Raw genomic sequence first — 14,541 nt, 5'->3', positions numbered from 1 at the left:
CACCCGCGACGACGGACAGGAATCCGCAAACCCACCCCTGCCCAACGATCTACACCCCAGACTGCCGCCCACGACCAGCACGAGCACCCCGAACCGGCGTCACACCAGCACCCTGACCAGCTACTTCAAGATGGCGCAGCTTCAGATGAAGCTTGCGCGGTGGCAGAGTAGGGCGCCTTGCAGGTGGCGCGCTGGTCGATGACCGACAGCAGGTTCACCACCGTGGCGGATCGGCCGAACTCAGCCCGACGCGATCGGCCCGCCGCGCTCACCGCTCGGCAGCCTCTTCTGCCGCATGCGGCGGAGGAGGCCGGGCACTGGTGTCCGTCGGTAGCGCGGGCCCTCTCCCCGGAACACCTCGTCCTGCGTTTCCGACGAGGCTTACACCACGTCCAGTATTCAGCGACTTGACTTTTATATATGGATGTCTTGCCGAGACCGGCCTGACGATCACGCCAGCCTAACCGTCCACGCGAGTTCAACCTCAGTAACGCAACACAGTGCGCTTATCTGTATCACCAGACCACAGCACGGTCTTTCCATCCAATTCGCCCACCCAAAAAGTAGCGGAGCAACCCGATTCAAATTCGAGATCAACATCCGTCCCGCCGTCGTACGTCAACGCAGACCATGTGCCCTCACCATTCAGTTCCTGCCAGTTTCCACCATTCTCACCGCTAGCCGCGCAGGAAAAATAATCAGATGCGAGATTCTTTGCCTTGAATTTTCCGCCCCCTTTCAAACTAAGCACAGACCGCCCTGATTCCCACTCGTGAGCAAGCACTTCGCTGGCCGCCGCCCGCTTCTTCGGGAGGTACGAGCCGGAATCCTCTAGGAAACCACAGGCCCCCAGAGAAATAACGAGCAGCGATACCGCCGCAACCCTCAATGGGAAAATACCGCCACAGGAGCGTCTCAATTTCAATTCCCCCCATTTTGCAAAGTAAGACCTTTAATGACCTTCATGACTATATCATTGAGTATTTTTCACCGCAATCTCGCGCATATCTGTTCCGCAACAGTCTCCGCTGAACCATGCACGGCATGACGCCGCCTCCATTGCCTTGCGAAATATTTGCGAAGCGTGAGACCCGTCCCGCGCGGGCGGTCATGCCTACTGCTCGGCACATGACCGCCCGCGCGAGTGCGATTCATCAGGACCTAGAGTTAGTACCTGATCTCCGCACGAAACACGATCTCCATGTGGTGCACTTTACCCGCAGCACCGTTGAGAGCTCCTTGGGTAGCAATGATTCCGTCTAGATCGAACCATCTCTGCACGAACCTGTCAGCACTTGTCCCGTAGCCCGTTGCGATATGGGTGAACGAAGACCAGGACATGCTGTTCTTGATGGTAATGCGCGCCTGCACACCCTTGGGACTAGCTCTGAGAACCTTGTATTTGGCCGTATAAGATCCCAGTGCTGCCGTTGCGAGGTTTCGGTCGCCCGTCACCAGGGATTTCGCGTCCTTCTTGAACTGTGATTTCGAATCACCGTCCGATATCGAGTTCCTCAACACTCCTTCAGCTTTCCCTGCGTCGGAAGCATACGCGCGGGCAATCTGCTCCAGATGCCCGGCCGTCAAGTCTGTTTTCTTTACTTGTTTCGCTATTTCACTGTCCTCACCGTACGTTTTGCTATATTCCAAATTCCCGAGCAGCCATTTCATGCCCACCTCCCGGAATCCGTCGTCTCCTCCGCCAAGGACGGCATCCTCCGGGTTGCAGGCCAGATCGATGCCATTGCTGGCGCAGTAGCTGGTAGAAAGAACTTCTGGGCTCATGGGACCGACTACTGGTTGGCTGAAGATCGGCAGACATGCGGTACACAGGGGAAGGGGCGCCGGTCCCATCACATAGGTAATGGGAGGGGGGATGCTGCCAGTGCCACCGCCTCCATCACCACTGCCACCGCCACCACCGCCACCACCGCCACCACCGCCACCAGCGGCACCACTCGTGCTGAGTTTGGGCGGCCCCGGAACTTCACCTGGGGTTGTGTTCTCGTGGTCGGGGGTGGGACGGGTCGGGCAGTCAATTTCGGCACAGAGCCCTGTGGGGTCAGCGTTGTTGACGGGGTTGTTGTTGCCGTATGCATATCCGTTGAGGGATTGCGCCTGATCAGACATCAGCAGGGGATCGACGCTGATGAACTGCCCGGTGGTCGGGTCGTACTCTCGGGCACCGATGTGGGTAAGACCAGTGTCAGTGTCAGCAGGCTTTCCAAGGAACGACTTGTCGTCCGGCCAAGGGCCGCTGGCCGTTCCGCGGCTGGTGCCGAACGGGCCGCTGTAACGCTTTGAGATGGCCTGCGTACCGGAGTCGAGGGCAAGGCTGGATGTACCGTGATGGTCTGCGGCGAGCCAAGTCACCTTGGTAGTACCGGTTTCGTTACTGCGCAAGGCAACTGTGGTGCCGGCCACGCTGTAATAGCGGTTGGCCCACTTCTTATTGCCCTTGGTGTGGACTTCGGTGGCACCGAGGTAGAGCACTGTTTCGCCGCCTGCTTTACGGCGGATAAGGAGCTCACCGTCGGCGTCGTAGAGGTAGTCCGTGCCGATCGTGTCCTCTGTCAGTTTGCTCAGCTTGCCCTCAGCATTCCAGACGAGCGCCTGGCTGGTGGCGTTGCCGATCTTCTCGACGCGCTGGGTGGTGTTACCTGTGGCGTCGTACTCGTACTGCTTGGCAACCCCGGTGCAGCTGGCGCCTGTGGTGGTGGCTGTCACCGCGTGTGGGCGTGAGGTGCTGTAGCAGTAGGTGGCCTTGGTGGAGGCACCACCCGGGGCGTGATCGGTTTCGCTGGCGCGTTGGCCTGCGGTGTTGTAGGTGTAGCTGCTCCAGTAAGGGGCTGCGCCGTCGAGGTTGGCGGAGGTGCGGCCTGTAGTGGCACAGTCGGCGGTCTTGGGGGTCCAGGCTTCGGTCAGGCGGCGTTGGCCGTCGATGCTGAAGCACTGGTAGTCGGCTTTTGAGGTCCCCCCGAGCGTGGACGGGTCGAAGATGGAGGTGACGTTGCCCGCCGGGTCGTAGGCGTAGTTGAGGTCCTGTGGCATCCAGGGGTGGGTCTGGTCAGTGACGAAGGACCGCAGGAGGCGCCCGGTGCCCTCCTCGAAGGTGCTGTTGAGATAGGCCTTCTTCACGCCTTCGGCGGTGGAGGTGCCAAGTGTCAGCTGCCATGCCTGGCCAAGCGCGGAGTAGTCGACCCCGAGGAGGTACCCGGAGCTGCCTGAGAGGCCTGTAGGAAGGCCCTGCGAATTGTATTCGGGGGAAATGATTTCCGAGGGGAGGCCTGCGGCAGAGGGTTCCTTGCTGTTGTTGACTGTGCCGTCGATCCGGTAATCGGTGGTGAAAGTGCTAGTGGCAGTCACAGCCCCGGAAGTCACCAGCGGGTCGTCGCTAGGCAGGATCAGGTCCTTCCTGGTGGCACGGCCCATACTGTCGTAGGCACTGACGCGCTTGGTGTATGCCTTACCTGTAGTACCGCCGACGTACCGAGTTGAGGAGTCAGGCAGGCCCTTGAGAAGGGAGTCGTAGGTCAAGGCGGTGAGCTTGTTCGCGTCCGTCTTCGACGCCTGCCACATACCAGTCTTGCGGCCAAGCTCGTCATAGCTGTACAGCAGTTGCGGGGTGGTGGTGCGTGCGTCGTCGGTAGTGGCTATCTGGTCAAGAGCCGTGTAGGTGGTAGTGGTGGTGCCCCTGTCCGGGTCGGAATTGCTGGTTTCGCGGCCGAACAGGTCGTAGCTGTACGTCCACTTGGCATCGTCCGGACCGATGATGCCGTCGCGTTTGCCGTCGCGTGTGTAGCTGTACTTCACGCTGGTGTAAGGGCTGCCGGCGGTGGTGCCGTAGTCAGGATCTGCAGGAGAGGTGCCCTCGTAGGTGCGTATCTCCGTGGGGCGGCCGAGCGCGTCGGTGAGGGTGCGACTGGCTGTGCCGCCCTTGACAGCAGTGGTGGCAACCGAATCGCCGGTGTAGCTGGTGGTGGTCCCCCACTTCTTGACGCCGAAGACGGTCAGACTGCTGCTTGTAGCCCGTCCAGAACCGTCGAAGGCAGTGCTGGTCAGTGCAGGGGTGTGGGCGTAGGAGGCGCGGGCGTATACCCCGTTTGGGCTTGTTCCGTCGTCGTAGATGTCGGCGTACGTCTCGTACGCCAGGCCGCGAGAGTCATAACGGGTGTCGGTCAGGATCCGGCCACCCAAAACCGACGGAATCTGGGTCTGCAGTGGGCGCAGCAGGGCGTCGGCGACGGTGTACATGGTCTGGTAGGTAGCACCGTCGGCCTTGAGGGTGGATACCGAGGTCCAGGGCTGACTGCTGCGGGCGAGGTGGTAGCCGTACTTGGCGGTCGGAGTGTCGCCGGCGGTCTTACTGCGGTCGGGCAGCCAGGTGGCGGTGATGCGTCCGAGCGCGTCGTAGGTGTTTTCGGTCTTCTTCAGGTTGGCGTCGAGGCTGCTGGTGACCGAGCCTCGGGCGGGGTCGATATAGGCATAGGCCTTGTGCTGCTGTCCGTTGGACGCGAGCTTCGGCGCCGCAACGACAGTGGACGTAAGAGGGCCTGTCGCGGCCGGGTAGTAGGTCGTGCTGGTCGTGTTGCCGTCGGCGTCGGTGACAGTGAGCGGGCGGCCGAGCTTGGCGGTGGCTGTGTCATAGGTGGTGGTAGCGGTTGTTTGCCAGCCGCCGTTGGGGGCCGGGTGGCGTTCGCTGGTGCCGATGGCGGCCGGGTACATCTTGGCGCGTCCGGTCCAGGTGGCCAGGCCCAAGGTGGGGGTCTGGGAGTCGGACCACCCAGTGGCGTTCAGGGTGTCGTAGACGGTCGCGGTGTCAGAGAGCACATCACCGCGGGTAGCGGTATTGGCGGGCAGGTTGAGTTTGTCGTCGGTGATGACCGCGCCGGCGGAGTCGACGCAGGCGCTGCCAACGACCCGGGTCCGGGAGACGAGGCTTGTCAGTCCCTTAGCCGAGTTGCGGGCGTACCAAGTGCGGGAGCACGTCTCGTCGCCTGTTTTGGCATAGTCGCCGGAGGAATGGGTGCGGTACGTCATGCCGTAGTCGTCATAGGTGTGCTCGACTAGGGTGCGCCGCCAGGTAGACGAGGCGGTCAGGAAGGTTGCGCCCCACACCCGCTTGGTGCGGAGCATGTACGCCTCGGTATCAGCGTAGGACTTGTGCTGTGTGGCGGTCACCTTTGACCACGGCGTGTTGACGGTGACTGAGATGGGCTGGGTCCCGTTGTAGGTGAGCTCCTGCCGCAGGAAGCCTGCGTAATGGTCGTAATCCGGGACGTCGGATGTGTCCAGCCCTGTCACTGCGATGCCCTGAACAGAGACGGTGCGGGTGGTGCCGTTCAGACGCTTGTCACCGTGCATCCCCTGCATGAACAGCTTGACAGCCTTGGACTGCGTGTTGTCGCTGTCGCCGGTGTAAGTGGTCACCTGCTGGTAGCCGCGCCAGTCAGACCAGGTGCGCTCGTCTTCCGGGGTCATGGGGTCGTCGTTGTAGCGCCATGCTGGTCTTTCGTAGACGTAGGAGTTCTCTACCGCCTCGTTCTGGCCAGCAGGGTCGGAGGTGACGACAGCAGTGACGTTGTACTTATGAAACCAGTCCAGGGCAGGCTCGCCGCCATTGACCGCCCAGTAGACGGGATAGCAGGACAGATTGTTGTCGTCTTCCGCAGCAGGCATCTTGCTGCCGCGTACACACTGCGGGTCCGACAGCGTCACAGTGGTGATCGCTCCGGCCTCGGAGGTGACGGTGCTTACACGCGGTCGGCTCAACGGCAGGATGTCATCCGTCGCATCCACCCGGTTGGGCCGCATGTGATAAGTGAACTCGACCGGCGGAAGGGTAGTCGCAGTACCGTTTTTGCCCGTGCGCTGGATCGATTCCAGGACCAAGGTCTGGTCCGAACTGTTGCCGATGTCGTTGCCGTCGAGGAATCTCTGAGTCAGCTTGTAGCTGTCAACCGGCTTGTAGGCGTCAGGCTCGAGAGCGGTGGACCAGACGCTGGCTTCTATGCCAGTGAGGCGTTTGCGGGTGAAGAACGTCGGTCCGGTAGCCAGGCAGTCGCTCTCACTCGCGGAGCAGATTGCATCAAAGGGGACGTCGGGCCAGTTGTCGGCGGTGTCTTTGGTCAGCGCTGTGCAGTCGGAGGCCGTACACCGCTCAGTGTAGGAGAGGTCCACCTTGCCCGACGGGGTGCCGGTGAAGAGAGTGTCCGAACGCTGTCCATACTGGATTTGGTGGAGGTAACCGCCGCGCGTGTAAGAGGCAAGGTCGCTCTTGTCACCGGTCTTGGCGTAGTTATTGGCTTCGGCTTTGTACCAGTATGTGGCGGCGTTGCCGTGTACATCCTCAGCCAGGTCGAGATTCCAGCGCCATGCCTGGGTTTTGGCACGGCCTGAGAAGCTGCTGGCGGAGGAATGGCCGGGCTCACCAGAGTCGTCGCCGAAGACGGGAACGGTCCACACTGAATTGGTGCGATCGGCGCCGGCGCCCGGCAGTTTGTTCAGGCCGAAGGTATATGTGGTGCCGTCGCCGGTGACGACCTTCCAGTATTCTCCCCTACCGTCTCCTTTACCACCAACGATGTCGTCGCCGCCATCGCCGTTTTCGGCGCCGGTCTCATGAGTCACTCGCGAGGCGTCGTCGTCCTTGAGCCGCCAGGTGCCGGAGGTGTCGTCCTTGACCAGCTCGGTTGCCTTGCCGTTCAGCACGAGCGAAGCATTTTCGTATTTCCAGCACAAGTCATTCTTGTCGTCCTGGCCGTCGTCGTCGCAGGACCCGTACTTGCGCTCGATGTAGGAGGAGGTGAGGTCGAAGCCCTCGCCGACCTGTGAGCCTTGGTTGTTGGTGTTCGCGGTCCGTCCGTCGACGCTGCCGGAGTTGTAAGAGAGAGACAGCTTCGGCGCCGGGCCTGCCGCAGCAGACGGCACGGTGATCGGGTAGGACCATGTGAAGGCTCCCGAGGAGCCGCCCGCTTCCCAAGTAGAGGATGCCGCCAGCGGGGTCGCCTTGTGGTCGCCTGTGCCAGAGGCGGGCGTCGCCGAGGTAGCTGCCAGGGCGAACACCGCCGGTGCGGCGGTGTTGCTCTGAGCCGTTCGACGAGCGGAACTCTGTTTCGTCGTACCCAAGCTGAACTGGCCAGTCACTGTCTGTTTCGAGATGCTGTTACGCGACGTCAGCGGCGTCTGTTTGCGGCACTCGGCCTTCTGCGGCGTGGTCAGCGCACAGGCGGGCAAGCTCACGAGACCCAGGCGCGCGGCCCAGCCGCCACCCACCGCCGAGGCGAACGTGCCGTAGTCGACCGTGACTTGCGCGGCGCCGGGCGTCTCTGCAACAGCAGAGAACAGAACGCCAGTGATCCCCGCCTTGCGGGCGGCCTTCTGGGGCAGGACCTTTACCGTTGCGGTGCCGTTGGCAAGGGGCACCTCGTCGCTCTTGGCCCCTGCCTTCTTCTTCCCCTTGCTGGCCTTCACTTCAGCCAGGTGGACCAGACCCGACTCCGCGGGCTTGGCGGCAAGGTCGTGTGTGCGCTGGGAAGGCTGCGGCCATGCGGCAGATCTCTCTCTGCGGGCCTGCGCTGCCTGCTTGGCGTTGGCGGCCTTGTTCTTCATGACTCGTTCGCGGGCTGCCTTTGCTCCCGGTGACGTGATGGCCTTGACCTGGCTGACGCGGGGCTTGGGCACATCGGGGCGGCCCAGCGCGTCGGCCGCGGTCGCCACCGGTGCCAGCGCGCCTGATATGGACAGAGCCAGGGCCAAAGCGCCAACGAGGGGGGTACGAAGCCCTGTGGCTCTCACCGAATCCTGTTGTCCACCGCCCGTGGGCGGACTCTTCCTTGGAGCACGGAGGGATAGGGGCATGAACATGTCTTCTCTCACGTGTGGCCCGCCCGAGGGCTGGCAGCAGGGTTGGCAGAGACACGCGAGCAGGGGGCCAATTCTCTGGGGACGGCCCCCTGCCATGCGTGTGGTGTGGTTGCTGTAACGGCGTCAGGTGCCCACGACGGCGTCGATCTGGTTGCTGTCGCTGAGCGCGCCCGCCCACAGGCGGATGTCACTAATGCGGCCGGGCAGGTAGTTGCCCCAGGCGCTGTTCAAGTACCCCTTGCCTGCAGCGAAGTCTCCGCTACCGACAGCAGCGGTGTACGCGAGGTCGGTGCCTTGCTGGTCGGCAGTCAGGTACAGACTGATGGTGCGGGCCTGAGCGTCGTACACACCGGTCAGGCGGGTCTCGGAGCCGAGCAGCGCATACTCGTCACTGGCTACCGAAGTGCCACTGCTGTCCGTGGTCAGCCGGCCGAAGTTCCAGCGGCCCACCGCGACCTTTTTCACGTGAGGGTTGCCGTTCTCATCCAGCACCGGGTCGTCGTTGTCGTCCAAGACCAGCTCTTCTGTAGTGCCGGTCTTTTCGAACCAAAGGCTCCAGGAGGAGCCGGTGGCTGTGCGCTGGCCAAGGATCTGTGCCTTGTAGCCGTCAGGTTTGGACGACACCTTCGCCTTGTCCACGAGCGCTTCGGTGGTGACGGTGAAGGACCCGGAATCGTCGACGAGCGGGCCTGCCGTCGTTCCGGCGCCGCTGGAGCCGTCCAGGACAAGTTCCTCCCCGTTGAGGGTGGCGCCTGAGGAAAGCGCGAGCTTTTTGCCGTAGCCAGAAACGGTGTCGGTGAGCGTCGTGCCCTGCGCGCCGGCTGGGTTGAAAGCGGCGACGAGTTCGGCGTACGCCTTGCCGTCCGTGTCGCGCAGCGCGGTGTGCTCGGCGATCTGGGTGCCGATCCGGGCTTCCTGCCAGACGGCGACCTCGTCGATGACGCCGGGGAAGTAGTCAGTGTAGGCGCCCGACCACAGGACCCGGCCGATCTGAAGCGCACCGGTTGCAGCCCACGGCGTGGTGTAGGCGGTGGTGCCCTGCAGGGTGCCGTTGACGTAGAGGCTGAGAGTGTTTGCCTCTGCGTTGTAGACGCCGGTCAGATGGGTCCACACCCCGAGGGCTGCCGGATTCTTGGAAGAGACGCTCTTAACAGTCGAGGGGCTGCCGATGGGGGTATCGGTCTCGACGGCCCGGAAGGACCACTTTCCGAGGGCGTGTTCGTAGCTGAGGAGGAACGGGCTGCGATTCACGCCGTTCTGGCCAAGGACGGTGTGGTTGCTCGTTGCCTTGTCCAGGCGGACCCAGGCTGCCACCGTGTAGGAGGCACGGCTGTCAATGACCTGTCCGGAGGTTGCAGCGTAGGCGGTACTTCCATCCAGCCGTAGACCGCGATCAGTGCCTGAAGCGGTCTCGCCGCGGCGTCCAGATTCGGTACGGGCGGCACTGGCGGAGAGGGTGGCATTGTCCCGGAGCGTGGGATCGGTGGTCGAGGAATCGATGGCAGCTCCCGATGCCTCGTGGAAGTTCCATGAGCCGACGGGTCCCGAGCCTTCCCTGACGACGAATTCGACTACGTTCTGAGCGCCCCACCCGTAGGTGTCCTTTGCCCTGGCGTACAGGCGGATCGTGCCGGAGGTTTCCGGGATGGGGAAGATGTGTGCCGTGGTTCCGGGTTTCTCGTCGGACCAGGCGAACTCCGTGGACAGCCGGTACTTGTAGGCCGTGTTGACGTCACCTGTCGCAGGGCCGAGTGTGAAGTGCCCGGCCATGCCGGGCTTGCCGTGGGCGGCACAGTCATTGGTCGTGCAGGGTGTGTAAGGGCCGTTGAACGTGATCGTCGGCGGCTTGGGCGCCTTGGAATCGATTTTGAAGTAGCACCAGCCGGTCGTCGAGGCGTTCGAGGGGCCGGACAGCCAGTCGGAGCCGTAGAACGAGCGGGTCCAGGCGCGGTAGCGGTAGAACACGTTGTCGGTCAGTGTCGGCGTCGTCGCTGGGACCTTGACGTTGTCGCCCACGTAGCCGGTGGTCGGGCGCTCTATCTCGCTTATCCCGTTGACCCAGTTGCCGTTCTGTTTCTTCTCCACGTCCATGGCGATCCGCAGTTTCGCTCCCGCCTCGCCGCCCGGCGCGGTCTGTGCTGTAGCAGTCAGGGTCGGTGTGGGGTCGGTGACGACGACCGGGTCTGACGCGTCCGTTTCACAGGTCTGGCTGGATCCGGTGACCACGCCGATGCTGGTTGGCTTGGCCGGCTTACCGACGTAATCGACGCTCAGGACCGCGTCGTCGTCGAAGCGCTTCCAGGAGACGGTGTCGGACTCGTCCTTGGCCATCAGCATCAGTGTCAGCCGGGAAATCTTGCCGGCTGCGAAGTCGCGGACCGTGGGCGTCAGATTTTCGTCCGACTCCTCAGCGTTGTCATTGAACTCAATCGGCGCACGCGGCTGGGACGGGCTGCAGTGGCCACCGCGGCCCGCGGAGACGTTACGGTCACCCATCTGGTCCAGCTTGGTGGGGCCAGGCCACTCGGTGGCCGAGGAGATGTTGTTGGTGCGTTCCAGGTCGACCCACCGCGCGTCACAGGAAAACGACCAAGTCTCCGTGACCCTGAAGGTGGCGTCCAGGATGTGCTTGCCCTTGAGTTTGTCCGGCTTGAACTCGAAGTACATGCGGTTCACGTAGCCGCTGCCGCAGTAGTACGACACCCCGTTGACCACGCCGATGCCGCACTTTCCGACGCTCATGCCGTTCTCGCCGCCGGAGAAGTTGTAGAACTTGTCCCCGTCCGAGGAGAGCACCGTGCGCTCGTCATCGTTCAGCTCGATGGAGGGATCGATGTAGAGGGGGAACTCGTCCGCTTTCGTACCAATCAGCAGGTCGGTATCCGGCTTCACCGTTACCGTGCCGTCGGCGACCGCGATGTCGAGGACGGCTGACTCATCACCCGCGCCCGGGCCCGCAAGCGGATCGCCCTCCTCAACCGGAGCCACTGCTACCGGCGCCGGGTCCTCCGCCAATACTGCGGCAGCATACGACTGAGCCGAAGTCCCCGACGACGTTTCACCGGGGGCAGAGGGCACGGGGGCAGCCGCCGCCTCGCCGGCTGAGTTCCACATCTGGGCAGCGGGTGAGCTGAAGACCACCTGACCATTGCCGTCCAGAGCGTCGACGCCCCCGCCGGCGCCCTCCTGGACTTCGAGGTTCTTGGAATCCAGCGCGTAATCCAGGGTGGAAAGCGCGGGGTTGGCCGCAGCCTCGGGCGTCTCCACCTCAAGGACCTGGCGGAAGCCTTCCACCGTCGCCGTCATGATCAAGTTTACGTCGGGGAGCACGTTCTCGTAGATCGCGCGTTCGCCGTCCAACCGTGGCGCGGGGAGTTTGCCGGGCCACCCCAGCGAGACAGACTGGCCACCCTCGGCGATCGTGACCAATCCCTTCCCGTCACCACCGGGCGAGAAGTCCACATCGACCGCCGCGGCCTTCGGCCCGACCGAGCCGTCGGCCCGCTTCACCAGCGTCGCGTCTGGCGCCGCCCAACCGCCCTCAGACGTAGCCACCCGCACAGGAGTAATCGACTTCTCCAGGGTGAACGTCACTCCGTCGGGGTTGGCGAAGACGGTGTCCCGCTCGCTGCGCTCACCGGGAACCTCCACCCGCTCCCCGGACTCCAGTGCTCTTGTCTGCGCGACCTGATCCGCAGTCAAATTACTGCCCCGCGTAGCGGGCACTGCTGTCGCAGCGGACGCGTAGGCGGGCCCTAAAGGCGCCACCAGGCTCATCCCCAGCAACCCGGCAGCCGCTTGCACGGCCCCCCGTCTGAATCCATGCACCACTAACCCACCCCTCCACGGGAGGGCCTCCCCGGCCCCCACACATTTCACGATCGTGTAGAGACCGTGAACGGAGAGTAAGGGGCGTGTAAGTGGCATGACAATGCTTGCCCAGCGACACGCCCACAAAGATCCGAAAACTGACCTGTGCGCAAGAATGAACAGATGACGGTGGTTTGGTGTGTGGTCAGAAGCCGTATTCCTATCGATCATGTGGACGGTTCTGATCGAACAGGGTGCCTGGTCGGGTGATCTTGGCCGGGTGGGTGCATGAAGGCAGGGCCTCAGGTGCAGCACGAGGGTTGTTGAAGCCAACTCGTGAGACCGGAGGCCCTGTTGATCCAGTTGTACGCTGTTTCGTCCCCTCAGTTCAACTCGGCGCCGTCGGCGTGCGGTTGCCTCGCTCACCGGTTCGGGAACGCAGCCGACCGGCCGGAGAGGGTACGGCGCTACCCGTCGGACATGACCGACGCGGAGTGGGCGGTGGTACGTGACGCGCTGCCGGTACCTGCCTGGCTGGAGGGCCGGGGCGGCCAGCCGGAGGGCTACTGCCACCGGCAGATGCTCGATGCGGTCTTCTACGTCACCGATAACGGCGTCAAGTGGCGCTCCGTTCCTGCGGACTTTCCCGCATGGGACCGCGTCTATTCCTTCTTCCGCAGGTGGCGCAGAGGCGGCCTGGTCAAGGAGCTGCGCGGCCAGGTCCGCGAGGCCGCGGGCCGCGATGGCGAGCCGACTGCGGCGATCATCGACTCGCAGTCGGTCAAGGCGGCCGCCTCGGTGCCCGCAGCCTCACGCGGTTACGACGGCGGGAAGAAGACATCCGATGCGAAGAACGTGTCAAGCGGCGAGGGCAAGATGGGGTTCTCGCGAGGTCGGGAAGGCTACGGCCTCGTTGAACGGGACGCGGTGAGTCAGGCAGTGGTGGAGGCAGCCGATCATCCGGTTGAAGAGGTTCCTCTGGGCGGCTGTGTGCCGGTCTCCGGCCTCACGTCGGCGGTCGTAGTGAGCCCGCGCTCCGCCTGAATGGGCCATCGCGGAGAAGGCCCACATGTAACCGACGCCGGCCAGTCGCTGGTTCTTCACCCTGCGGGCCGCGACGGACACACTCTTGCCGGAGGCCCGGGTGACCGGTGCGGAACCTGCGTACGCCTTCAATCCTCTGGCGTCGGCGAACCGAGTCCTGTCGTCGCCGATCTCGGCCAGGACCCGAGCCCCGCTGAGCGGACCGAGCCCTGGGAAACTGGTGATGATCCCGGCATCGGCATGTGCCTCGAACGCCTGCACTGCGGCTTCGGCAAGATCGTCGGCGCTCGTGCACGCGGCTTCCAACTGCCGGAGCAGCGCGAGGGCCTGGCGCCCCATGGCCTCCTCCACCAGGGGAAGATGGCGCATCTGCGTTGCGCGAAGTGCGCTGTGCAGACGCTCGGCCTCCCTGTCGATGGTGTTCTTGCGCCCGGCCTTCCTTAGCACGGCCCGCAGCTGCGGCCGGGTCAGCTTGGCCGCCTGGCGCGGAGTCGTCGCCACAGCCAGGAGAGCCCGGGCTATCGGGTGATAGATGCCCTCGCGGCGATTCCCGACGGCGGCCAGGTAACTGGGGAAGTACTCGCGCAGGTGAGAGGTCAGCTTGTTGCCGGCCTGGGTTCGGTCCCAGACGGCGTCCTGCTGTGCGCGGGCGAGGACCGCAACGGCCTGAGCCACCTCCGAGTCGGCGGGAAGCATGCGGTGAGCGGCAGCGTCGGTGCGAAGAATGTTCGCCAGGACCATGGCGTCCAGGTGGTCGGACTTCTTCCGGGAGACCGTGTGACGGTCCCGCTACCGTGCGGCGGCCATCGGGTTGATCGCGTAGACGGGGCGGCCGGTTGCCCGAAGGCAGGCGACCAGAAGACCGCGGGAGGTCTCAATGGCCACTGGGATGGGATCCTGCGAACCGTCGCCATGCTCGGCGAGCATCTGAAGCAGCTGGTCGAGGCCCTCTGCGGAGTCATCGATGCGAGCCCGGGCCAGCAGTGAACCCGTTTCGTCGACGATGGCTATGTCGTGGTGGTCGCTGGCCCAGTCGATGCCGCAGAACACTCTCACTCGCCTCACGCTTTCCCATCGAACCCGTGTTGTGGCTGGTCACAGCCGTGCAGGGCATGCGTCTCTCTAATGGAAGGGCTCGGTGGCCCGACATCCGATTAGCCGTTCATGACCCCAGCGACCTGCGGGGCCCTCGGTCTTGATCGGAGCTGGTGGCTCCCGAGCACGTAAGAGGTAGTCCCCGCAGGGGGCTTGGACCACGATCATCATCGGTGATCAAATGTTTGCTCTCGATGTCGACGGCGAGCGCCAGCACACGTCAGTCTTCTTTGAGGGCTCAAGGCCCGGATCAACGGAGGACGTCGTGCTGACGCTGGCGATCGGCATCGAGAAGGTGGTTCAACGAGCTCAGCTCCCGCCCATTAGATCAACGGCAGGCGCCGGCACGTCATCACGGACAGCCTCGGCCTGCTGCTGATGGTCCTGGTCACTGCCGCGGACGTCACCGACCGCCAGGCCGCCCACATCATGCTGCCCCGGCTGCGGACACGGTTTAGGAAGATCAGCCTGGTGTGGGCCGACGGCGGCTACACCGGTCGCCTCGTCGCGTGAGCGAAGGAGAAACTCCAGCTCACCCTGCAGATCGTCAAGCGCAGTGACGACATGAAGGGGTTCGTGGTGCTGCCGAGACGGTGGGTGGTGGAACGAACCCTGTGCGCCACGAGGCGCTCTGTTTGTATCCCCCGGCTGAGCCGGGAGGAACTCGGAAGGAGGTTCCTGGGCCGAATGACTCACCTGGATCCGAAAGGTGAAGGGGACAACAGC

At 63.7% G+C, this 14,541-nt stretch carries 4 protein-coding genes and 2 pseudogenes; 2 read left to right on the top strand and 4 right to left on the bottom strand.

What is annotated here, in order from left to right:
* Window positions 1-484: 484 nt before the first annotated feature.
* The 3 genes from J7E91_RS27655 to J7E91_RS27645 all read right to left on the bottom strand — a co-directional run bounded on the left by J7E91_RS27655 (window position 485) and on the right by J7E91_RS27645 (window position 11,568).
* Window positions 485-925, bottom strand: coding sequence for a hypothetical protein (locus tag J7E91_RS27655; protein WP_214909287.1), 441 nt, complete (start codon window positions 923-925; stop codon window positions 485-487).
* A 242-nt stretch (window positions 926-1,167) separates the two neighbouring features.
* Complete coding sequence (locus J7E91_RS27650; RefSeq protein WP_374224789.1) at window positions 1,168-7,728, bottom strand: RHS repeat-associated core domain-containing protein; 6,561 nt, start codon at window positions 7,726-7,728, stop codon at window positions 1,168-1,170.
* A 261-nt stretch (window positions 7,729-7,989) separates the two neighbouring features.
* A complete protein-coding gene (locus J7E91_RS27645) occupies window positions 7,990-11,568 on the bottom strand; it encodes a LamG domain-containing protein (protein ID WP_308377313.1) in 3,579 nt (1,192 codons plus the stop codon).
* 588 nt (window positions 11,569-12,156) lie between these two features.
* Between J7E91_RS27645 and J7E91_RS36265 the strand changes: the two are divergent.
* Window positions 12,157-12,327: pseudogene (locus J7E91_RS36265) on the top strand (transposase); the annotation flags it as partial.
* A 207-nt stretch (window positions 12,328-12,534) separates the two neighbouring features.
* Here the strand turns inward: J7E91_RS36265 and J7E91_RS27635 are convergent.
* Window positions 12,535-13,776 (bottom strand): annotated as a pseudogene (locus J7E91_RS27635) (IS110 family transposase).
* A 366-nt stretch (window positions 13,777-14,142) separates the two neighbouring features.
* Here J7E91_RS27635 and J7E91_RS36260 point away from each other — a divergent pair.
* On the top strand, window positions 14,143-14,328 hold the full coding sequence (locus J7E91_RS36260) for a transposase (RefSeq protein WP_308377395.1): 186 nt from the start codon (window positions 14,143-14,145) through the stop codon (window positions 14,326-14,328).
* The last annotated feature ends 213 nt before the right edge of the window (window positions 14,329-14,541 follow it).

It is taken from the genome of Streptomyces sp. ISL-99, from assembly GCF_018614005.1.
Lineage (GTDB): Bacteria > Actinomycetota > Actinomycetes > Streptomycetales > Streptomycetaceae > Streptomyces > Streptomyces flavidovirens.
The sequence above is the reverse complement of the archived record's forward strand: the minus strand, read 5'-3'. Positions and strand labels throughout refer to the sequence as shown.